This window comes from Azospirillum sp. UENF 112521, from assembly GCF_058780665.1.
In genome coordinates this window covers 539,558-561,040 of the sequence record NZ_JBSNCI010000005.1, presented here as the reverse complement: position 1 = coordinate 561,040, position 21,483 = coordinate 539,558, and the positions used below count along the sequence as shown (strand labels likewise).

19 protein-coding genes and 1 pseudogene are annotated in these 21,483 nt (G+C 69.5%); 13 read left to right on the top strand and 7 right to left on the bottom strand.

What is annotated here, in order from left to right; all coding sequences use genetic code 11:
* Positions 1 to 3: 3 nt before the first annotated feature.
* Complete coding sequence (locus tag ACWPN8_RS27490; RefSeq protein WP_492243057.1) at positions 4 to 1,593, bottom strand: caspase family protein; 1,590 nt, start codon at positions 1,591 to 1,593, stop codon at positions 4 to 6.
* A gap of 256 nt (positions 1,594 to 1,849) precedes the next feature.
* Between ACWPN8_RS27490 and ACWPN8_RS27485 the strand changes: the two genes are divergently transcribed.
* From ACWPN8_RS27485 to ACWPN8_RS27470, 4 genes are all read left to right on the top strand, one after another.
* Complete coding sequence (locus ACWPN8_RS27485; RefSeq protein WP_109095680.1) at positions 1,850 to 2,665, top strand: YMGG-like glycine zipper-containing protein; 816 nt, start codon at positions 1,850 to 1,852, stop codon at positions 2,663 to 2,665.
* A gap of 104 nt (positions 2,666 to 2,769) precedes the next feature.
* On the top strand, positions 2,770 to 6,171 hold the full coding sequence (locus tag ACWPN8_RS27480; RefSeq protein ID WP_492243056.1) for a caspase family protein: 3,402 nt from the start codon (positions 2,770 to 2,772) through the stop codon (positions 6,169 to 6,171).
* A gap of 53 nt (positions 6,172 to 6,224) precedes the next feature.
* Positions 6,225 to 7,070, top strand: coding sequence for a DUF4384 domain-containing protein (locus ACWPN8_RS27475; protein ID WP_492243055.1), 846 nt, complete (start codon positions 6,225 to 6,227; stop codon positions 7,068 to 7,070).
* Positions 7,071 to 7,218: 148 nt separating this feature from the next.
* Positions 7,219 to 7,611 carry a hypothetical protein gene (locus ACWPN8_RS27470; RefSeq protein WP_098738133.1) on the top strand — a complete coding sequence of 131 codons (393 nt, stop codon included), beginning with the start codon at positions 7,219 to 7,221 and terminating at the stop codon, positions 7,609 to 7,611.
* Between the two features lie 28 nt (positions 7,612 to 7,639).
* On the opposite strand, the gene ACWPN8_RS27465 is transcribed toward ACWPN8_RS27470, so the two are convergent.
* Positions 7,640 to 8,584 carry a LysR family transcriptional regulator gene (locus ACWPN8_RS27465; protein WP_109452254.1) on the bottom strand — a complete coding sequence of 315 codons (945 nt, stop codon included), beginning with the start codon at positions 8,582 to 8,584 and terminating at the stop codon, positions 7,640 to 7,642.
* Between the two features lie 159 nt (positions 8,585 to 8,743).
* Here ACWPN8_RS27465 and wrbA point away from each other — a divergent pair.
* The 3 genes and pseudogenes from wrbA (at position 8,744) to ACWPN8_RS27450 (ending at position 10,776) form a co-directional block, all read left to right on the top strand.
* Positions 8,744 to 9,347 (top strand): annotated as a pseudogene (wrbA, locus tag ACWPN8_RS27460) (NAD(P)H:quinone oxidoreductase).
* A 33-nt stretch (positions 9,348 to 9,380) separates the two neighbouring features.
* Positions 9,381 to 10,340, top strand: a complete 960-nt coding sequence (locus ACWPN8_RS27455; RefSeq protein ID WP_492243054.1) for a glutathione S-transferase family protein — start codon at positions 9,381 to 9,383, stop codon at positions 10,338 to 10,340.
* A 67-nt stretch (positions 10,341 to 10,407) separates the two neighbouring features.
* On the top strand, positions 10,408 to 10,776 hold the full coding sequence (locus ACWPN8_RS27450) for a hypothetical protein (RefSeq protein WP_492243053.1): 369 nt from the start codon (positions 10,408 to 10,410) through the stop codon (positions 10,774 to 10,776).
* Between the two features lie 13 nt (positions 10,777 to 10,789).
* Here the strand turns inward: ACWPN8_RS27450 and ACWPN8_RS27445 are convergent, their stop codons facing one another.
* Positions 10,790 to 11,164 carry a hypothetical protein gene (locus ACWPN8_RS27445; RefSeq protein ID WP_109095674.1) on the bottom strand — a complete coding sequence of 125 codons (375 nt, stop codon included), beginning with the start codon at positions 11,162 to 11,164 and terminating at the stop codon, positions 10,790 to 10,792.
* Positions 11,165 to 11,435: 271 nt separating this feature from the next.
* Here ACWPN8_RS27445 and ACWPN8_RS27440 point away from each other — a divergent pair, with 271 nt between their 5' ends.
* Positions 11,436 to 13,424 carry a PP2C family protein-serine/threonine phosphatase gene (locus ACWPN8_RS27440; RefSeq protein ID WP_492243052.1) on the top strand — a complete coding sequence of 663 codons (1,989 nt, stop codon included), beginning with the start codon at positions 11,436 to 11,438 and terminating at the stop codon, positions 13,422 to 13,424.
* A 53-nt stretch (positions 13,425 to 13,477) separates the two neighbouring features.
* Here ACWPN8_RS27440 and ACWPN8_RS27435 read toward each other — a convergent pair whose 3' ends face one another.
* Positions 13,478 to 14,626, bottom strand: a complete 1,149-nt coding sequence (locus tag ACWPN8_RS27435) for a DNA topoisomerase IB (protein ID WP_492243051.1) — start codon at positions 14,624 to 14,626, stop codon at positions 13,478 to 13,480.
* A 312-nt stretch (positions 14,627 to 14,938) separates the two neighbouring features.
* On the opposite strand from ACWPN8_RS27435, the gene ACWPN8_RS27430 reads away from it, so the two are divergent.
* Positions 14,939 to 15,148 carry a hypothetical protein gene (locus ACWPN8_RS27430; RefSeq protein ID WP_492243050.1) on the top strand — a complete coding sequence of 70 codons (210 nt, stop codon included), beginning with the start codon at positions 14,939 to 14,941 and terminating at the stop codon, positions 15,146 to 15,148.
* Between the two features lie 12 nt (positions 15,149 to 15,160).
* On the opposite strand, the gene ACWPN8_RS27425 is transcribed toward ACWPN8_RS27430, so the two are convergent.
* Positions 15,161 to 16,093: an NmrA family NAD(P)-binding protein gene (locus tag ACWPN8_RS27425; RefSeq protein WP_492243049.1), complete on the bottom strand. Its 933-nt coding sequence runs from the start codon at positions 16,091 to 16,093 to the stop codon at positions 15,161 to 15,163.
* 115 nt (positions 16,094 to 16,208) lie between these two features.
* On the opposite strand from ACWPN8_RS27425, the gene ACWPN8_RS27420 reads away from it, so the two are divergent.
* On the top strand, positions 16,209 to 17,120 hold the full coding sequence (locus tag ACWPN8_RS27420; RefSeq protein WP_492243048.1) for an AraC family transcriptional regulator: 912 nt from the start codon (positions 16,209 to 16,211) through the stop codon (positions 17,118 to 17,120).
* 19 nt (positions 17,121 to 17,139) lie between these two features.
* Here ACWPN8_RS27420 and hemF read toward each other — a convergent pair whose 3' ends face one another.
* Complete coding sequence (gene hemF / locus ACWPN8_RS27415) at positions 17,140 to 18,015, bottom strand: oxygen-dependent coproporphyrinogen oxidase (RefSeq protein WP_492243047.1); 876 nt, start codon at positions 18,013 to 18,015, stop codon at positions 17,140 to 17,142.
* On the bottom strand, positions 18,012 to 18,497 hold the full coding sequence (locus ACWPN8_RS27410; RefSeq protein ID WP_492243193.1) for a tRNA (cytidine(34)-2'-O)-methyltransferase: 486 nt from the start codon (positions 18,495 to 18,497) through the stop codon (positions 18,012 to 18,014). The genes hemF and ACWPN8_RS27410 overlap by 4 nt, the downstream gene beginning before the upstream one ends.
* A 271-nt stretch (positions 18,498 to 18,768) precedes the next feature.
* On the opposite strand from ACWPN8_RS27410, the gene petA reads away from it, so the two are divergent.
* The 3 genes from petA to ACWPN8_RS27395 are packed head-to-tail and all read left to right on the top strand — an operon-like array spanning position 18,769 to position 21,398.
* Positions 18,769 to 19,338, top strand: a complete 570-nt coding sequence (gene petA / locus ACWPN8_RS27405; protein ID WP_098738145.1) for a ubiquinol-cytochrome c reductase iron-sulfur subunit — start codon at positions 18,769 to 18,771, stop codon at positions 19,336 to 19,338.
* A 30-nt stretch (positions 19,339 to 19,368) separates the two neighbouring features.
* Positions 19,369 to 20,637 carry a cytochrome b gene (locus ACWPN8_RS27400; protein WP_109095666.1) on the top strand — a complete coding sequence of 423 codons (1,269 nt, stop codon included), beginning with the start codon at positions 19,369 to 19,371 and terminating at the stop codon, positions 20,635 to 20,637.
* Positions 20,637 to 21,398 (top strand): cytochrome c1, encoded by a 762-nt coding sequence (locus ACWPN8_RS27395; protein ID WP_109095665.1) that lies wholly within the window; start codon positions 20,637 to 20,639, stop codon positions 21,396 to 21,398. Before ACWPN8_RS27400 ends, ACWPN8_RS27395 begins: the two co-directional genes overlap by 1 nt.
* Positions 21,399 to 21,483: the final 85 nt, after the last annotated feature.

Genomic DNA, 21,483 nt, shown 5'->3' with positions numbered 1-21,483 from the left:
TCGTCAGCGCGCCGTGCTGTAGACGCCGTGGATGCCGAACTCCACCGGCTGCCCGGCCAGATGGCGGTTCAGCAGGGCGGCGACCTCCGCGGCGGCCGGCTTGCCGTCCAGCGCGGCCAGGTCGCGTTGCAGCGCCGCCATCGGCTTGGGCGAGGCGATGGCGAGGAAATGGTCGGCGCCGAAGGGCGGCTCCACCGTCAGCGCCAGCCGGTAGGGGCCGCCGCGCGGGATCTGCGGCGGATCCTTGCGCTCCGCCAGCGGGTAGAGGTAGTTCACCGTGCCGTCGGCGGCGAGGTTGATCAGGGTGAAATAGGTGCCGCTGTTGCCGCCGATGTCGAGCGAGACCGTCTCGCCCTTGCGGTAATCGCGGTCGCCCGGCTCGACGGCCAGCGCCAGCGACCGGCCCTCCGCCGCCGCCTTCACCCGCAGCACGAGCGACCATTTGTCGACCACCCCCTGCACACGCCGCCGGGTTTCCGGGGCTGCCGGGTCGCCGGCGATGCTGGCCAGCACGTCGCCGACATTGCTGACCACCTCGCCGCTGCCGGTGTCCCAGACCAGGGCGGGGCCCTCCGTCCCGACCATCTCGACCCCGGTGAAACCGGCGGCCAGCTTTTTCACCGCCGCCGGCTGGCCCAGGATCCGCAGCGGGATCGCACCGACGGCCGGCAGCAGCGAGGGCGGCTTCGGCCGGGCGGCGACCGGGTCGATCAGCGGCACCTCGCCCCGGCCGCGCGGCTGGACCTGCGGATGCTGCCGCCCTTCCAGCGCCATGCGGACGGAGTCGCGGATGTGCGCCTCCAGCTCCCCCTTGGTGACGACGCCGTCGCCGTTGCGGTCGGCCTGCCCGCGCAGCGCGTTGGCGAAGGCCCAGCTCAGCGCGCCGCGGGGCTTGCGGTCGATCATCACCTCCGGCGCCAGCTCGTCGTCGGCCACCGCGGCGAAGAAGGTGACGTTCGGCTGCTCCTCCGCCTCCGCCTGCAAGGCGGCGCGGGTGGGCGGCGGCAGGGCGTCGTCCTCGATATGGTCGACAGGCACGCCGTCGATGGTGGCCGCCCGCGTGCCGAGCTTGCCGGCGCGGTCGTCGAAGGCGCGGGTCATCGTTCCGGAATGGCAGGAATCGGAGATGAAGATCACCCGGCGCGGCGCCGCCTCCTTGAACAGGATGGCGATTTCGTCGTCGGTCAGGCGCTGCGCCGTGCCGGGCCCGCGCGGGGCGAAATCGGCCAGCACCAGGAACTCGTCCAGCCCATCGGCCTCGCTGCCGGGCACACGTTCGGGTTGTTGCGCGCCATGGCCGGCGAAGGTCAGCACCAGCGTCGAGTCGGGGGAGGTTTCGGCGATCAGCTGCCGCCACGTCGCGATGATCCGGCTGCGCTCGGCTTCGCCATCGACGAACAGGCGCAGCTTGCGCACGCCCAGACCCTTCAGCGCGTCCGCGATGTCACGGGCGTCGTTGACCGCCCCCTGCAACGGATTGATCCTGCTGTACCGGTCGATTCCGATCACCAGCGCCGCGATTTCCGCCCGCGCCGGGCCCGGTGCCGCCATCAGGCCGATGCCGGCCGCGAAACCCGCCAGGATCGTCATCATCCAGAAACGTGTTTTACCGAACATCATAGTCCCCAAGTATAGCGTATAACCAAGGCTAGGTATGGACGAAAGTGCATAAAAGACCGCGCGAATCCACAGTAATGCCCCCTTCCGTTACAGTTGTTGCTGTGGCAGCTTTGCAGCCGGTCCTGATCGGCGGGGGGCCGCATCCACTGTGGGGGTGGTGCGGGCTGTCGGGAATTCTGGACTGAAACGAGTGCCAACTTAAACAGAAAAGCAAACGGGAATTCAGCTCATGCGAAGCAACCGTGTCAGGGCAAGCCTCCTCTCCGTTACCATCGTCGCCATGGCGCTCAGCGGCTGCGTGACCACGCAGCAGGACCGCATCGGCGCCAATGACGGGTCCGATGCCTGCTACCAGTACCGGGTCGCCCTCGATTCGACCGGCAACTTCTATGCCGAGGACATGCTGAAGGGTGCGGCCATCGGTGCGGGCGCCGGGGCTCTGACCGGTGCGCTGGCCGGCGGCAACCTCAAGAGCGCCCTGATCGGGGCCGCGGCCGGGGCCGCCGTCGGCACGCTCGGCGGCTACTGGAACTCCCGGATGCAGCAGGGCCGCGACCAGGCGATCCTGGGCGTGGCGAACGATCTCGACACCGAGAACCAGAATCTGGACCGCACCCAGGTGGCACTCGACCAGCTGGTGAACTGCCGCCGCGCCGAGATCGCGCGCGTCAAGGCCGACTACAAGGCGAACCGCATCGGCAAGCCGGAGGCCGAGCAGCGTCTCGCCCTGATCCGCGGCCAGTTGGACAAGGACTACAGCATCGCCAGCGCGATCAACCAGAACATCGTCAAGCGCCGCGACGAGTATCTGATCGCCGCCGACAACATCCAGCCGGGCGCCGCCGAGAAGATCCGCACCAAGAGCGCGGCCAAGGCGCAGACCAAGAAGAAGCCGGCCAAGCAGACCACGACCGCCGGCGCCGCCTCGCCGTCGCAGGTGGTCCAGCGCACCAACACCGCCTTTGAAACGTCGGAGCGCATCAACGCCTCGACCAACGCCATCCAGCAGATGGCCCAGAAGGAAGCCACCCTCGACGCGGTCTGAGGCGCGGTCTGAGGCGTGCTCCGATAGGGTCCGTCCCGGCTGCGGCATCTCCAGGGATGCCGCGGCCGGGCGGTTTTCGACATTCAGTGCAAGCGGAACCGACGATGGCCGGCTGTCTCCCTCACAGAATCGCGCTGCTGCGGTGCAGCACCCGTCTCGGCGCCCGCTTCGGCGCTTTCCTTGCCGTCCTCCTCGGCCTTCTGCTGGGCGGGCTCGCGGTGGGAAGCGCGCTGGCGGGCGACGCATCGACCGGCGCCTTCCTGCGCATCGAGACCGGCGGCCCCACCGCCCGCGTCAACCGGCTGGCCAGCGATGCGCAGGGCCGGCTGATCGCCACCGTCTCCAACGACAAGTCCCTGCGGCTGTGGAGCCGCGACGGCGAGCCGCTGGGCGTGCTGCGCGTGCCGATGGAGGCGGGGGACGAGGGGGCGCTCTATGCCGTCGCCCTGTCCGCCGACGGGTCGCTGGCCGTGGCGGCCGGCAACACCGGCACGAGCTGGGGCGACGGCGTCACGCTCTATCTGTTCGACGTGAAGGCGCAGCGGCTGAAGGCCCGGCTTGCCGGCCAACCGCAGGTGCTGAACGATCTGGCCTTCTCGCCCGACGGGCGGTTCGTCGCCGGGGCCTTCGGCGGCACCGCCGGCATCCGCGTCTGGGACAGCGCCGGCTTCAAGCTGGTCGCCGAGGACACCGGCTACGGCGCGCGGGTTTCGGCGCTGGCCTTCGCGCCCGACGGCCGGCTCGCCACCGCCTCCTTCGACGGCAACGTCCGCCTCTATGATTCCAGCTTCAAGCAGAAGGCCAAGCGCAAGCCGGGCAGCGGCATGCCCTATTCGGTGGCCTTCTCGCCCGACGGATCGCAGCTGGCCGTCGGCTATGCCGACCAGACGCGGGTCGACGTGCTGTCCGGCAGCGACCTGAAGGCGCGCCTGTCGCCCAAGACCGCCGGCATCTCCGGCGGCAGCTTCGCCGCCGTCGCCTGGGACGGCACGGCGCTGGTCGCCGCCGGCACCGCGACGACGGACGGCACCCGCAACGTGGTGCGCCGCTGGGCCGACGGCGGCAAGGGCGCCTTCGCCGACACCCCCGTGGCGCGCGATTCGGTGACCCACCTGCTGGCGCTGCCCGGCGGCGGGGTGGCCTTCGCCGCCGCCGATCCCGGATGGGGCGTGCTCGATCCGGCCGGCCGGCTGCTGTTCGCCCGCATCGGCGACATCGCCGATTACCGCGACATCCATCTCGGCCGTTTCGGCCTGTCGGACGACGGGCTGGTGCTGGAATTCGGCATGGAGCAGGGCGGCCGGCGGCCGATGCGCTTCGACGTGCTGGCCCGCAGCCTGACGCCGGCGCCCGAGGCGCTGCCCGGCCTGAACCGCCCGTCCGCCGAGGGGCCGGGCATCGGCGTCTCCGACTGGCGCAACAGCCGGGCGGCCAAGGTCAACGGCCAGCCGGTGAAGCTGGACAGCGGCGAGTGGGCGCGCAGCGTCACCGTTCTGGGCGCGCAGCGCCGCGTCCTGCTGGGCGGCGAATTCAGCCTGCGCCTTCTCGATTCCGCCGGGGCCGAGCTTGCCCGCGCCGAGGTGCCGGCCGCCGTGTGGGGCGTCGTCGCATCGGCCGACGGCCGGGTCGCCGTGGCGGCGCTGGGCGACGGCACGCTGCGCTGGTATGCCCTGTCCGGCGGCGCCCGCCCGCTGGAGGAGCTGGCGGCGCTGTTCCCGCACCGCGACGGCCGCCGCTGGGTGCTGTGGACGCCTGAGGCCTTCTTCGACCATTCCGAAAGCGGCGGCGAGACCCTGGTCGGCTTCCACCTGAACGACCCCAAGAAGAAGGGGCTGCAATGGGTGGAGTTCAAGCAGGTCTACCGCGTGTTCGACGCCCCCGAACTGGTCCGCGCCAAGCTGCGCCAGACCGGGCAGGCGGAGATCGCGGCGCGCCTGTCCGCCATCGGCGACATCCGCCTGCTGACCCAGCGCCGTCCGCAGGTGACCCTGCTGGATTACTGCACCGTGCCCGCCGCCGCCCGCGGTCTGGCGCTCGGCACCGGTGCGGTTGAGGCCACCGCGCCGGCCCCGGCCCCGACTACGTCCCCGGCCCCGACTACGCCCCCGGCCCCGGCGGTGACGGCCGACGCCGAAACCTGCCATCCGCTGGACATGACGCCGGTCAGCCGTGCCTTCGCGCGCGCCAAGGAGCCTGTTCCGGCCGCCGCACCGGCGCCAGCCACCGCCAAGACGCCGCCGCAAGGGGCGGCGCAAGGGGCGATCCAGGGGACGGCGCAAGGGGCCGATCCCGACGGTACGGCCGACACGCCCCGCCTGACCGTGGCGCTGCCGGAGGGGATCGGCGCGGTGCGCCTGCGCTACCGCATCGCCGACACCGGCGGCGGCATCGGGACGGTCGATCTGTTCCGCAATGGCCGCAACGTCAGCGGCCAGGACAAGTCCCGCGCCTTCGCCCGCGCCAAGGAACCGGCGCCGCAGCCTGCCGAACAGACCTCCCCGCCGCCGTCATCCCCGCCCCCCGCTGGCGACGCCGCCAAGGACCAGGGGCCGCCGGTGGCGGAGGAGCGGGTCAGCACCGTCCGGCTCGATCCCGGCAGCAACCGCGTGCAGATCCGTGCCTACAGCGGGTCCGACGCCATCTACGAGCGCTCGGCCCTGGTCGATTTCGTGCTGCCGGCGCCGGTCGCGCAGGCGGAGGACGCCAAGGCGCGGGACGTGCCGGACCGGCCGCGGCTGATCACCTTCGTCGTCGGCATCGACAAATACCGGCCGGCGGGCTCGCAGCTGCGCTTCGCCCGTGCCGACGCCACCTCCTTCGCCGAGGCGGTGCGCGGACGCATTCCCGCGACCTACGACCGGGAGCAGTCGCTGGCGCTGTCGCGGACGCTTTACGACGAGGAGGCGAGCCGCGACGCCGTCGTGTCCGGGCTGGAGGCGCTGGCCGCCAACGCGCGCGAACAGGACACGGTCGTGCTCTATCTTGCCGGCCATGGCGTGATCGTGCCGTCGCCGAAGGACCCCTCGGTCAAGCTGTACCATTTCATCACCCAGGACGTGGCCGCCACCACGCCGGACGCGATCACCCGGCAGGGCCTGTCGGAGAAGGATCTGAACCGGCTGGTCAGCGCCATCGCCGCCCGCAACGTGCTGGTTCTGCTCGACACCTGCCATTCGGGTGCCGTGTCCGCCGGCACGGTCGACAAGCTCTACCAGGACATGGGCCAGCGCTATCTGCTGGCGGCCTCGTCGGAGCAGGAGGAGGCGCTCGACAGCTATGACGGCCGCAACGGCATCTTCGCCCATGCGGTGCTGGAAGGGCTGAAGGGCAAGGCCCTGCTGCCGGGCGACGAGGCGATCTACAACCTGACGCTGGGCCAGTATGTGAACCGCGCCGTGCCGCGTCTGGCGCGGGAGAAGCGGTGGAACCAGTCGGCCATCTTCAAGACCGGCGGCAACGAGCTGAACCCCTTCCCGCTGGCGGCGCCGGAGCCGGGGAAGCCCTAGCCGGCAAAACCTTGAATGCCCGTCTGGAAACCGCCCGTTCGGAACCGTCAATCATGATCCGATTCCCGTCCGATCCGTCATCCCCGCGACGATGGGGAGCCGGGCTTCCGGCAGCGGCCGGCGTCGCCTGCCTTTTGATGGCCGGGCTGTCGCAGGCACAGACCCCGCCGGCGGCCACCGCTGTGGACCCCCCGCGCCCGTCCGTCGCCGAGGCCCGCAAGGAGGTGGACGCCGCGGTCGGCCGCCTGAACTGCGCCGGTGTCGGGACGGCCGAGACCGCCAAGGGGCTGCGCATCTCCGGCTATGTCGGCAGCGATGAGGATGCGGTTGGCCTGAAGGCGGTGCTCACCGCGCTGCCGCCCGGCATCGATCTCGAAGCGCGGGTGGCCGTGCGGCCCTGGCCGCTGTGCGAGGCGCTGGGCATCGCCGGGCTGCCCACACAGTTGGCGACGCAATCGGCGGGTCAGGATACCGACGCCCCGACGCTCTCCTTCAACCGGCCGTCGCTGGTCTACCGCAAGGGCGAGACTCTGGAGATCACGGTCACCGCCGGCATGCCGGGCCATCTGACCGTCGATTACATCGACGGCGACGGCAGCGTCATCCACATGGTGCCGATGCGCCTGCGCCGGGACGACCGTGTGGAGGCCGGGCGGCCGGTGACGCTGGGCGTCGCGAAATCGTCGGCCGACCGCATCTACACCATCTCACCGCCCTTCGGCCCGGCGATGATCCTGGCGCTGGTGACCCGCGAGCCGCTGTTCCCCGCCGACCGGGAGGAGGTCGAGCCTGCCGGTCCCTATCTGGCGGGCCTGCGCGCCGCGCTGGCGGCGCTGCCGGCCGATGCCAGGGGCGCCGTGGCCGTCCGCTCCGCGGTCCTCACCACCGTCGCCGAGTAGCGTGGCCGCCACGGTCTTAACGATTCAACCGGCGGCCCGCGCTGCCGTCCATTGCCAGATGCCGGCGCAAACACTATGATTCAAGCGGTAGAAGCCGGGTGTCCTCTGGGGCGAGACCCGTACCGCTTGAGACGATCGGAAGACCCGTATGGACGCTCACGACCTTTCGCTGGACGACAACCGCACGCTCCAGGCCATCGGCATCCTGGCCGACGTGCTGGATGGGGTCGAGGGGCCGGGCGGTCTCGACACGGTGCTGGTGTCCAAGGCGCTGCGTCAGGTGATCGCCACCAAATCGCAGCCGGCCTTTGAGTTCGCCTCGCGTGCCTTCAACACGCTGGAGCCGTCGGTCCGCCGCCAGGTGGCGCAAACCGCGGACGAGGCGGCGCATCACTCGGTCGAACTGCGCGGCCGGGTCGGCGGCTTCCTGTCCACCGCCCCGAAGAAGCCGGTTCCCCAGGGTCAGGTCGTCGGCCAGCAGCCCAACTTCATCACCGCGCTGAACCTGCGCTCCCGCCGCCGGCCGAACCAGCCGTCCTGAGGCCGTTCGGCCGGGCTGCCGCGCCCGCTCACTCATGCGGCCATGCTTCTTCGGGCAGCGTGTCGAGCAGCGCGCAGTCCCAATAGGGGCGCGGGCCGAAGCGCTGCACCAGGAAATCGACGAACACCCGCACCTTCGGCGACAAATGCCGGTTCTGCGGATAGACCGCATTGACGCTCACCTCGGCCGGGACATGGCGGTGCAGGATGCTGACCAGCTCGCCGCGCGACAGCGCCTGTCCGCACAGGAAGGTCGGCGACATGATGAAGCCGACGCCGGCCGCCGCCGCCTCGCGCAGCAGGTCGCCGTTGTTGCTGCGGATCGGGCCCGTCACCCGGACGCTGCGCGTTTCCCCATCGACGATGAACGGCCAGAGGTCGGGGGTCGGCACGTTGGTGTAGATCAGGCAGGCGTGGTTGCTCAGCTCGTCCGGCGTCTGCGGCACGCCGTGCTTTTGCAGATAGGCCGGGCTGGCGCACAGCGCCATCCGCGCCGGGGCCAGCCGCCGGGCGATCAGGGAGCTGTCGCGCAGCCGGCCGATGCGCACCGCCAGATCGTACCCCTCGTCGACCAGATCGACCGTGCGGTCGTTCAGGTCCATGTCGATCTCGATGGCCGGGTAGCGCTCCAGGAACTCCGCCACCGCCGGCGCCAGATGCATGATGCCGAAGCTGACCGGTGCGTTCAGCCGCAGCCGGCCGCGCGGGGCGGCATGCAGGTCGGCGACCGCCTGCTCCGCCTCCTCCAGATCGGCGAGGATGCGGGTGCAGCGCTCGTAATAGGCCTGCCCCACTTCGGTCAGGCTGAGCTTGCGGGTGGTGCGGTTCAAGAGCCGCGCGCCGAGCCTGTTCTCCAGCTCGCCGATGCGGCGGGAGACCACCGACTTCGACAGATTGAGCCGGTCGGCGGCGGCGGTGAAGCTCTTGGTGTCCACCACCTTGATGAAGGCGAGCATGTCGTCGAGGCGATCCATGGCATTGTTGTACACCCGGAAACAATGAGGTGCCAAGATCCGCCATTACCGAAAGCGCCGCCGCGCCCTATTTCTGGTGTCACCGCCGCGGCCGGCACCTGTCCGCGGCGGCCGGAAAATCGACGACCCATTCAGGCAAACCAACAGGGAGTGACGGCGATGGCGAAGGTTCTGGTCCTCTATTACAGCAGCTGGGGCCACGTGTCGGAGATGGCGCAGGCGGTGGCCGAAGGCGCCCGCTCCGTCGCCGGGACCGAGGTGGCGGTGAAGCGCGTGCCCGAACTGGTGCCGGAAGCCGTCCGCCAGTCCGCCCACTACAAGGACGAGAGCAACATCCCTGTCGCCACGGTCGACGAGCTGGCCCAGTACGATGCCATCGTCATCGGCACGCCGACGCGCTACGGCAACATGGCCTCGCAGATGAAGAACTTCCTCGACCAGAACCGGCGGGCTGTGGGCCAAGGGCGCACTCGTCGGCAAGGTCGGCAGCGTCTTCACCTCCACCGCCACCCAGCATGGCGGGCAGGAGAGCACCATCCTCAGCACCCACACCGTCCTGCTGCATCTGGGTCTGGTGATCGTCGGGCTGCCCTATTCCTTCCAGGGCCAGATGGGCGTTTCGGAAGTGATGGGCAACTCGCCCTACGGCGCCAGCACCATCGCCGACGGCGACGGCTCGCGCCGCCCGAGTGCGGTCGAGCTAGACGGCGCCCGCTACCAGGGCCGCCACGTTGCCGAGATCACCACCAAGCTGCACGGTTGATTTTCGTCAGAGAGTGAAGAAGGGGAGGGAGCCGTGGGCCTGCTGATCGATGGACAGTGGCAAGACCAGTGGTACGACACCAAGAAGAGCGGCGGCGCGTTCGTCCGGACGGAGGCGCAGTTCCGCGACCGGGTGTCGGCCGACGGCTCCACCCCCTATCCGGCGGAGGCCGGGCGCTATCACCTGATGGTGTCGCTGGCCTGCCCCTGGGCGCACCGCACGCTGATCCTCCGCAAGCTGAAGCGGCTGGACGACGTGATCGGCGTCAGCATCGTCGATCCGCTGATGCTGGCCGACGGCTGGACCTTCGCCGAGCCGGAGCCCGTCACCGGCGCCCGGCGGCTCTACGAGGTCTATCTGAAGGCCAAGCCCGGCTACAGCGGCCGGGTGACCGTCCCGGTGCTGTGGGACAAGAAGACCGGCAGCATCGTGAACAACGAGTCGGCGGAGATCATCCGCATGCTCAACCGCGAGTTCGACGCCTTCACCGACGTCCGCACCGATTTCTACCCGGCGGACCTGGCGGAGGAGATCGACCGCGTCAACGCCCACGTCTATGACGCCGTCAACAACGGCGTCTACAAGGCCGGCTTCGCCACCTCCCAGGACAAGTACGAGGCGGCCTTCGACGCGCTGTTCGCGGCGCTGGACGGCCTCGATGCCAAGCTGGCGACGCAGCGCTGGCTGGTCGGCAACCGGCTGACCGAGGCGGATTGGCGGCTGTTCACCACGCTGGTGCGCTTCGACGCGGTCTATGTCGGGCATTTCAAGTGCAACCAACGGCGGATCGCCGACTATCCGCACCTGTCGGGCTATCTGCGCGACCTCTATCAGGCGCCGGGTGTGGCGGAGACGGTGAATTTCGACCACATCAAGCGCCATTACTACGGCAGCCACGCCACCATCAACCCGACCGGCATCGTGCCGAAGGGGCCGAAGCTGGACCTCGACGCGCCGCACGGGCGCGGCGGCCTGGGGCCGGATCCGGTGTGATGCGTGACGGATCGGCTCCCCGGCGGTTGTCAGAAGGAAACGACAATCGCTCAGGGGAGTTCGTCCAATGCGTAGCGTCATCCTCGCCGCCGCCGCCGTGCTGGCCCTGTCGTCGCCCGCCCTAGCCCAAAGCGGGCAATCCCAGAACGGTTGGGGCGGCGCGCTCGACCAGCTGAACCGGGCCGTCAACCCCAACGCCTATCCGCAGGACCGCGACGGGCGCGCGGCGGATGATCGCGATGCCAGCCGCGACGTGAACCGCGATAACCGCCGCTACGAAGGCGCATCGGGCAACCGCCGCGGCAATGCCTACAGCGACTATTCCGACCGTGACCTGCGCAGCCAGTATGACCGGCTGGGCGAGGAACAGCGCCAGCTCCGGCAGAACCGCCGAGCCATCGAGGACGAGATGGAGCGCCGCGGCATCAATCGCTGAGGAAGGCCAGCCGTCAGGGCTTGTAGCAGCGGGCCATGTCTTCCGGGTTGCCCATCGCCTCGCACTGGAAGCCGTTGGAAAAGCGGAAGCGCAGCGGGCCGGTCTTGCGGACGCTGACCACCGGCTTCTTCCCCGCATCCTGGAATTCCACCCAGGCGGAGCTGTCGAAACGGGTCTGCAGCCCGTTGCTCAGCTGCACGCGGCCCTGACGGTCCTTGATCACCTGGATGCCGGTGTTGAACAGCAGGTTCGGACCGTCGGGCTTCGCCGACAGCCCGTTGGTGCAGTTCACCCCCTCCGGCTTGACCGCGACGCATTCGTAGGCGTTCGGCTGGCTGGCGGTGAGAACCATGGCGTAGATGGCGATCTCCAGGACATTCATCGGCATCGGCGTGCACCAGCGGGAAGGCGGCGGGGTTTTTCGTCTTACCGGCCATCTGGTTACGAAAGAGATAATGTCGCGCCCGCGGTCGAATCTTGCGTGGATCGCCTGCCGATCCGGCGCGATGACGGCTTTCGTGCTGCCGCCGGGCCGCTGCGGCCATCCGTCGCCGTGACATGACGGGTGCAGCGCCCCGGTGCCTGGACTTGCGCGCCCCGGACCGGTAGAAGCGGTGGCATCGGCCATTTCTTCAACGACGGGGGGCGGGCGCAATCCCATGACGTTCCAACAGCGTTTGATCCTGCTGGTCACCGGTCTGGTGCTGCTGGCGGTTGCGGCGGTCACCACGACGATGGCCTGGACGACGCGCGCCGCCCTGACCGAACGGATCGAGACGGAGGCGCGGCTGGCCGCCGGCCTGCTCGCCCGCGGTGCCGCCCAGTCGCGCGACATCCCGCAGGACGTCGACGCCCTGCTGTCGGAACGCCTGCTGTCGGAAGCGACGCTGACCGCGCATCTGGTGGCGCTGGCCGAAACCGCGAAGATGGCGCCGCGCGCCATCAACGACCGGCTGAAGCAGATCGCCGAGGCCGGCGGCCCGGACGAGATGTGGATCACCGACAACCGCGGCCGCGCCTATCTGCACAATCTGCCCGGATCCGATCCGCTGTTCGGCCAGGATGCCAAGGGCGGCCCGCGCCACGGCGCCTATGCCGGCCTGCTGAACCGTTCCCCGGCGTCGGTGGTGTCCGAACCGGCGATGGAGAACGGCAAGCTGATGAAGTTCGCCGGGGTGGCCGGCGTCGACAAGCCGCGCATCGTGCAGGTCGGCGCCGACCTGCGGCGGCTGGGCGACCTGCTGCGCAAGTCTGGGGCCGAGGGTCTGGTCGACGGGCTGATCGCCACCCGTGCCGTGGAGGCGGCTTGGCTGCTCGACCGCGACGGCCGGGTGCTGGCCCGCGGCGCGGTGCTGGCCGACGGCGCGTCGCTGTCCGACGCCGACACCGCCGCGGCCAAGGCGCTGCCGCCCGGCGGCGACGTGGCCGTCCGCGTGTCGGGCAACGGCCTGCTGGCGCTGGCACCGATCAAATATGCCGGTCCCGGTCCCGCCGCCGCTTCCGGGGCCGCCCTGCCGACGGTCGCCGCGGTGCGGGTGGCCTATACCGACCCGGGCGCGATGCTGAGCCGCCAGCTGAAGATCGGTGGGCTGGTCGGCATCTTCGTGCTGGCGCTCGGCGTCTATGCCTGCCTGCGCTTCGCCCGCGACCAGATGGCCCCGGTGGAGCGGCTGAGCGAGGCGGTCAAGGCGGTGGAGGCCGGCCGCTTCAACCCCCTGACCCTCAACGAGGCCGCCGACCGCGACGACGAGTTCGGCCGGCTGTCGCGCGTCTTCCGCCGCATGGCGATGGAGGCGAACGCGCGCGAGGAGACCCTCGACGCCCAGCTGGTCATGCGCGGGGCGGAGCTTGAGACCAAGAGCGAGAAGCTGGCCGCCGCCGAACAGCTGATCGAGGAGGAGCAGCGCGCCGCCCGCGACGTGCAGTCCGGCCTGCTGCCGCGCCAGCTGCCGGTCAGCCGCGACAGCCAGTTCTACGGAATCCTGGTGCCCGGTCATGCCGTCAGCGGCGATTTCTACGATGTGGTCGAGCTGGACGAGCGCCACAGCCTGCTGGTCGCCGCCGGCGTGTCGGGCGGCGGCGTGCCCGCCGCCTTCCTGATGCTGATGGTGCGCGGCGCCATCCGCGAGGCCGCCCGCCCCGGCGTCGGCCCGGCCGCCATCCTGACCCATGCCAACGAGCGCCTGTGCGGCGAAAGCCCCTTCAACGGCTTCGCCACCGCCTTCGTCGCCGTCTATGACCGCGCCGCCGGCACGCTGGTGCACGCCTCCGCCGGCCATCGCGGTGCCGCCCGCGTCGCGACGGACGGTGCCGTGCAGTTCCTGTCCGAGGCCGGCGGCCAGCCGCTGGGCGTGCGCCGCGGCGCCCCCTACAGCGAAGCGACCGCGCTGCTGACCCAGGACGAGACGCTCTTCCTGTGCACCGACGGCGTGCTCCACTCCGTCGACGGCCATCGCGAGCCCTTCGGCGAGGCCCGCCTTGCCGCGGCCCTCGCCCACAGCCGCGGCATGTCCGCCCGCGACCGCACCGAGATGGTTTTGCGCACCGTGCAGGCGCATGTCGGCGCCGATGGCATCCTTGCCGGGGATCTGGTCTGTCTGGTCATGCGCCGCCTGCTGCCGGTGACGGAGACGGCCGAGACGGTCTGAGACCACGGCTATCTGAAGCGGGACCGTCGGAAGGCGACGCTCCCGCCTGCCCCCTACTTCTTCCGCCGCGCGCCCTCCCGCGCCCGCGCCGCGGTCTCGCGCTCCAGCCTTTCGCGCAGGAAGGCCAGCACCGCGGCCTCCTCGCCGCTCAGCCCGGCCAGATCGTCGCGCAGCTCCGCCTCCACCTCCTGCTTCAGCGACGCCAGCAGTCCGCCCTCCAGATAGGCGTCCAGCACCTCGGGGTGGACGTAGCTCTTGCGGCAGACGCTGGGGGTGTTGCCCAGCCGGGTGGCGACCTGTTCGATGGCGCGGGTGACGTTGCGCTTGGCAGCGCTGGCGCTGTCGAAGCTCTCGAACTCCCGCAACGCCATGGCGGCCAGCACCGTGCCGGCCCAGGTGCGGAAATCCTTGGCGGTGAAGTCGGCGCCGGTCGCCTCGCGCAGATAGGCGTTCACGTCGCCGGAGGTCACGGCGTGGTGCTGGCCGTCGCGGTCGAGATACTGGAACAGCTCGTCCCCCGGCACATCGCGGCAGGCGGCGACGACGCGGGCCAGCCGGCGGTCCTTCAAGGCGACGTTCCACTCCTTGCCCGACTTGCCCTTGAAGGAGAAGCGGACCTCCGTCCCCTCGATCTCGGCATGGTCGTCGCGCAGGGTGGTCAGGCCATAGCTGCGGTTCTCGCGGGCATAGGCCTCATTGCCGACACGGATCAGCGTGGTTTCCAGCAGCCGCACCACCGCTGCCAGCACCTTCTCCCGCGGCAGGCCGCGCCGGCCGAGGTCGGCATCCACCCGCTCGCGCAGCTTGGGCAGGGCGTGGCAGAACTCCACCATGCGGCCGAACTTGGTGCCCTCGCGCAGCTCGGTCCAGCGCTGGTGGTAGCGGTACTGCTTGCGCCCCTTGGCGTCGCGGCCGGTCGCCTGGAGATGGCCGTCCGGATCGGGGCAAATCCAGACATCCTTGTAGGCCGGCGGGATCGCCAGCTTGCGGATGCGCGCCAGCGTGTCCTCCTCCGTCACCTGGGTGCCGTCGGGCCACAGGAAGCGGAAGCCCTTGCCGTAGCGCCGCCGCCGGATGCCGGGCGTCTCGTCGGAGCTGTAGGCAAGCCCGGCGCAGGCGGCCTCCTGTTCGGGGGAGGGGCCGTCCTGATCGGATGCGGCATCGGATGTGGCGCCATCGGGCGGGGGGAGGGGGCTGTCCATATGGCCAACAACGGCCGGAACGGGAGTTGGTTTCCGCTACCCCCTTCGGGGAGGGTTTCTTCGCAGTTGCAAAAACCGTACTGTTGCGACGCAAGAGCCCCCAAGATCCCAACCCATCCCCGACCCGATTCCGATTGGAGCGCCAGACCATGGACCGCAAGCCGGACGAGACGATTCTGACCGCCCATCTGCCGAACCTGGAAATCCAGAATCCGGCACCGCGAGGCCGGGGAGGATGGGGCGGAGGTCATCGCCATCCAGCTGCGCGCCACGCCGTCCTTCGACGCCGTCGCCGGCCTGCTGGCGCCCGCCATGATGAACCCGCTGCTGCTGGCCGGCCCCGCCTTCGGTGCCCGGAGCGGGCAGTGGACAGGGCAGGGCGGCGCCGACCCGATGGGGTCGGCCGCGGCCGATCTGTGGCTGGCGCCGATGCGGCTGTGGGGCGAGATGGTGCGGCAGGCCTGGGCGCCCTGGCTACAGGCTGGCCCCTGGGGCCAGGGCGGTTCGGCGCCGCGGCGCTGACCTCCTCGGCCGTCAGAGCCGGGAGCACCATGTGAAGAAGGTTTCGGTCCCCTGCTGCCCGGCAAGCGCCCGCAGATAGGCCGGCTTCCAGACCTCCTTGAGGAAACCCTCCATCCTGGTGGGCAGCGGGCTGCGGCTGTCATGGAACCGCACCCGCCGGCTGTTCAGCGCGTCCAGCGTCAGGCTGTCGTCGAGCCAGCGGTCCGGCGTGCCGAACCTCTCCAGAAACGCGGCCTCGACCTCCGGCCGGTTCCGGTCGACGAAGCGATACTCCACCGGCCGGCCGATCTCCCGGGCGATGAGGGCCGCCACCTCGGGCATGGTGAAATCCTCCGACCCGACCTCGCGGACGACGCGGTGCTGGCCCGTCGGGTTGGTCAGTTCCCGGGCGGCCAGCCCGGCGATGTCCTGCGTCGCCACCCAGGGCAGGGCCACATCGGGCTGGAGCGACCAGCCGATCCGGCCATGATGTGCGACCCCATCGGCGAAGAACAGCATGTTCTCCATGAACCAGCCGGCACGTAGATGCACGAGGTCGATGGCGTCGAGCTGGTTCAGCGTCCGGTCCAGATGGTGGAAGCTTTCAAAATGGCCCGTGCTGCCGCCGACTTCCGATCCGATGGCGGTCAGGCTCACGGCCAGCCTGACCGGAGAGCCGCGGAGCGCATCGACGAAGCGCCGGGCGACCGTCGGATAATGCCCGTGAATGTTGGTCCAGTCGGTCTTCACCATCAGGAAGGCGGCATCGGCGTCCTGGAAGAACTCGCCGAGATCTCCGGTGCCGGTGTCGAAACTTCCCAAAAACGGCTCCGCTCCGGCCGCGACCAGGGCGTCGAGGGCCGGACCGCCTCTCGACAGGGCCTTTACCTGATGCCCGGCGCCCAGCAGGGTGCGGGTGAGCGGGGCGCCGATCCTTCCGGTCGCGCCGACGACGGCAATGCGCATGGCAATCTCCAATGGGGGTCAGCTGTTCGGGGTCGCACCCTGTGGATGGGCGACCGCGCTGTCGTGCCCCAGTGATAGCGGATTGCCGTCCGCATGAATTTGGAGATAATGCCATATGATCTCCAAAACAGGCCATTCAGCGTCCCAGCCGGCATCCCGCTCGGCGTCCCCATCGGCGACGGGGCCGCGTCCCTGCATCGACGACTTCGACTGCGACTCCGACCGCCCGGACCGTCCGGCGGTCGCCCTGCATCTCGACTTCAGCGACTACGAGGCCGAAGTGCCGCAGCACAGCCACCGGCAGGGCCAGCTCATCCTGGCCTTGCACGGTGCCGTCACCTGCACGACGGCGAACGGCCTCTGGCTCGTTCCGCCGGATTGCGGGGTGTGGATTCCGGGCGGCGTCCCGCACAGCAATCAGGTCACGCCCAACGCCCGCCTGTCCTACCTGTTCGTCGAACCCGACGCGGCAGTGTTGCCGCGCGAGTGCTGCACGCTGTCGGTGTCGCCGATGCTCCGCGAGATGATCCTCCGCTTGGCCGACGTGCCGGGCGGCTACAACCCGGAGGACCACACCGGCCGCCTCGTGCGAGTCCTGCTGGACGAGCTGGCGCTGATGCCGAGGGAGGGGTTGCGGCTGCCGGTGTCCAGCCACCCCAAGATCGCCATGATCGCCAGGGCGCTGACGGCGGATCCGGGCGACCGCCGCACGCTGGCCGGCTGGGCCGCGCATGTCGCCATGAGCGAGCGGTCCCTGAAGCGGCTGATGGTCCAGGAAACCGGGCTGACCTTCGGCCAGTGGCGCCGCCAGCTCCATCTGGTCGTCGCGCTGCGCGACCTCGCCGGCGGGGCGACGGTCCAGCGGGTGGCCGGCGACCTGGGCTACGAGTCCGTCACCGCCTTCATCGTGATGTTCAAGAAGGCGATGGGGACGACGCCGACAGGCTACTTCCGCACCGGCGCCGGCCGCGTCGACACTCCCGGCGGGGCCTTTCCGGCTGCGGGCCGGGCAAGCCCGGCCGCCTGACCCAGGGTGTGCCGTCGCCTTACGGCCACTTCACCTCGGGCGGCAGGCTCATCAGGATCGCCTCGGTGTTGCCGCCGGTCTTCAGGCCGAAGGTGGTGCCGCGGTCATAGAGCAGGTTGAACTCGACGTACCGGCCGCGGCGGACCAGTTGGTGTTCGCGCTGCTCGGCGGTCCAGGGCCGGTTCATGTGCCGGCGGACCAGGGCGGCGTAGCTGTCGAGGAAGGCGGTGCCGACGTCGCGGGTGAAGGCGAAATCCGCCTCCCAGTCGCCCGACTCGAGGTTGTCGAAGAAGATGCCGCCGACGCCGCGCGCCTCGCCGCGGTGGGGCAGGTAGAAATAGCGGTCGCACCATTCCTTGTAGCGCGGGTAATAGTCGGGGTCGTGCCGGTCGCAGGCGGCGCGCAGGCCGGCGTGGAAGTCGGCGGTGTCCCGTTCGTCCTCCATCATCGGCGTCAGGTCGGCGCCGCCGCCGAACCAGCCCTTGGTCGTCACGATGTGGCGGGTGTTCATGTGGGTCGCCGGGACCAGCGGCGAGCGCATGTGCGCCACCAGGCTGATGCCCGCCGCCCAGAATTCGCCGGTCTCGGCAGCACCGGGGATGTTGGCGCGGAATTCCGGGCTGAATGTGCCGTGGACGGTCGAGATGTTGACCCCGACCTTCTCGAACACCCGGCCCTTCATCACCGACATGGTGCCGCCGCCGCCCTCGCCGCCGGCATGGTCGGGGCGGGTCCAGCTCCTGCGCTCGAACCGGCCGGCGGGCAGCTCGGCATGGGTGCCGGTCAGCTCGTCCTCCAGCGCCTCGAACGCCGCGCAGATGCGGTCGCGCAGGTCCCGGAACCAGGCGGCGGCACGGGCCTTGCGCTCTTCGACGGTGCTGGAGTCGGTTGTCATGGCGATGGCATTTCCGGCTGTGCGGGAGCGGTGGAAACAAGTGCGGCAGTCTGCCGCAAGGCCTCACCCAACACCATCGCCGCGCTGACCGCAACGTTCAAGGAGCGGGCGGGCGGCACCATCGGGATCACCAGCCGGGCGTCGGCGGCCTCATGCACCTCGTCCGGCACGCCGGCACTCTCGCGGCCGACCAGCAGGCGGTCGCCGGGGGCGAAGCGGAAATCGGTATAGGGGATCGCCGCCCGCGTGGTCAGCAGCACCAGCCGGCCGCCCTGCGGTGCCGCGCGGTACGCGGTCCACGAGCTGTGCCGGGTCCAGTCGAGATGGTCGAGATAGTCCATCCCGGCGCGGCGCAACCTTCGGTCATCCAGCACGAAACCGCAGGGTTCGATCAGATCCAAAGCCACCCCCAGCCCGGCTGCGAGTCGCATCAGGGTCCCGGCGTTCTGCGGAATGTCGGGTTCGAACAGCACAAGGCGCAACGCGGGCCTTGCCTCGAAGTGTTTGTTTTGCATACAAATGTTCTTGCCCCTGTACACGCGACAAATTGTCTCCCGGCCAAGGACTTTTCAAGATGTCGACGCGACGGTATACCGCAGCGCAGAAGCTGGAGATACCCACTCCGGACCGATGCGGCGTGCCTGAGGGTTTTTCCTTCGGCGGGCGGGCGTGCCGTGTCATGCATAAAAATGGTCCATCGGTCGTCCGGCGCGGGCAAAGGGCGTCGGGCATGCCTTGAGGAGAAACAGGCTTATGGCTCAGACCACGCATCCGCCCGGGACGGGTGGCCACGCGGCCTCCAGCGGCGAGGGGGGTTCCCGCCGCGATTTTCTGTATCTTGCCACCGGTGCGGTCGGTGTCGTCGGGGCCGCCTCGGCGGCCTGGCCCTTCATCGACAGCCTGAACCCGGCGGCCGACACCCTGGCGCTTGCCTCCATCGACGTCGATCTGGCCCCCGTGGCCGAAGGTCAGGCGATCACGGTCACCTGGCGCGGAAAGCCTGTCTTTGTCCGCCACCGCACCGCCGAGGAGATCGAGTCCGCCAAGAAGGTCAATCTGGGCGACCTGCGCGACCCGGTTGCCGACGATGCCCGCGTGAAGAAGCCTGAATGGCTGATCGTCATCGGCATCTGCACGCATCTGGGCTGTGTGCCGCTCGGGCAGAAGGTCACCGATCCGCGCGGCGACTACGGCGGGTGGTTCTGCCCCTGCCACGGCTCGCACTACGACACCGCTGGGCGCATCCGCAAGGGCCCGGCCCCCGCCAACCTTGTCCTTCCGACGTACGCCTTCACCGGCGATACCAAGATCCGGCTCGGTTAACGCGGCCCAACGGTTCTGGAGACCCCCGAGATGGCTCAGGCTCAAGCCACCAAGTTCAAGAATCCGGTCGTGAACTGGATCGACAGCCGCCTGCCGATCTTCACGATGCTGGATCACGAGTACAACCATTACCCGATGCCGCGGAACGTCAACTATCTGTGGGCGTTCGGTGCGATTGCCGGCATCATGCTGATGATCATGATCGCCACGGGCCTGTTCCTGGCGATGCAGTACTCGTCCCACACCTCGCTGGCCTTCGATTCGGTCGAGCGCATCATGCGCGACGTGAATTACGGCTGGCTGATCCGCTACGTGCACGCCAACGGCGCGTCGATGTTCTTCATCGCCGTCTACATCCACATGTTCCGTGCGCTCTATTACGGCTCCTACAAGGCCCCGCGCGAGATCCTGTGGATCCTCGGCGTCATCATCTTCCTCGTCATGATGGGCACCGCCTTCATGGGCTACGTGCTGCCCTGGGGCCAGATGAGCTTCTGGGGTGCCACCGTCATCACGAACCTGTTCTCGGCCTTCCCCATCGTCGGCGACCCCATCGTCACGCTGTTGTGGGGCGGCTTCTCGGTCGACAACCCGACGCTGAACCGCTTCTTCGCGCTGCACTTCCTGCTGCCCTTCGTCCTGCTGGGTCTGGTGATCCTGCACACGGCGGCGCTGCATGTCTGCGGCTCGAACAACCCGCTCGGCATCGACCCGAAGGGCCCGCAGGACACCGTCCCGTTCAACCCCTACGTCACGCTGAAGGACGGCTTCGCAGTGGTGATCTTCATGATCATCTTCGCGGTGTTCGTGTTCTTCATGCCGAACTACATGGGCCATCCGGACAACTACATCCCGGCCAACCCGCTGGTGACCCCGGCGCACATCGTGCCGGAATGGTACTTCCTGCCCTTCTACGCCATGCTGCGCGCGATCCCGGACAAGCTGGGCGGCGTGCTGGCGATGTTCGGCTCGATCGCGCTGCTGGCCTTCCTGCCGTGGCTCGACCGCTCCAAGGTCCGCAGCTGCAAGTTCCGCCCGGTCTACCGCCAGTTCTTCTGGATCCTGGCCATCGACGCCCTGATCCTGGGCTATGCCGGCGCCATGCCGGCCGAGGGCTCCTGGCTGGTGATCGCGCGCATCGGCACCTTCTACTACTTCTTCCACTTCCTGGTCCTGCTGCCGGTGCTGGGCAAGCTGGAGCGCACGCGTCCGCTTCCCAACAGCATCTCCGAGTCCATTCTGAAGGGCGGGGGCAGCATCGCCGCCGGCGCCCATGCCAAGCCGATGGAGAAGGCCTGATGCGCGCGTTGAAGACTGCAATCCTCTCGGCGGCGCTGGCTCTCGGCATCGCCGGGGCCGCGCAGGCCTCCGAAGGCGTGCACATCCCCAAGCAGACCTGGGCGCATGCGGGCATCTTCGGCACCATCGACAAGGCGGCGGCGCAGCGCGGCTTCCAGATCTACAAGGAAGTCTGCTCGGCCTGCCATTCCATGCGTCTGGTGCCGATCCGCACGCTGGCCGGCATCGGCTTCAAGGAAGACGAGCTGAAGGGCATCGCTTCCGGCTACGAGGTGCAGGCCGGCCCGAACGACGCCGGCGAGATGTTCATGCGTCCGGGTCTCCCGGCCGACCGCTTCCCGTCGCCGTTCGCCAACGACCAGGCGGCCCGCGCGTCGAACAACGGCGCCCTGCCGCCGGACCTGTCGCTGATGGCGAAGGCCCGCGTCGGCGGCGAGGATTACCTCTACGCCTTCCTGACCGGGTTCGAGGAGCCGCCGGCCGACGTCCATGTGATGCCCGGCATGAACTACAACAAGGTGTTCCCCGGCCATCAGGTCGGCATGCCGAACATCCTGCAGCCCGACGGCGTCACCTTCGCCGACGGCACCAAGGCGACGGTGGAACAGCAGGCGCACGACGTGGCGACCTTCCTGACCTTCGTCGCGGAACCGCACCTCGATGCCCGCAAGCAGATGGGCGTCAAGGTCATCCTGTTCCTGCTGGTGCTGGCCGGCCTGATGTACGCCGCCAAGCGCAAGCTGTGGAGCACGCTGCACTGAGCCTGACGGTTCGGGTGACGTGATTTAGGACATGGACAGGGCGCCCCGACGGGCGCCCTGTTCTTTTTGGGGAGTGTGTCGTCGG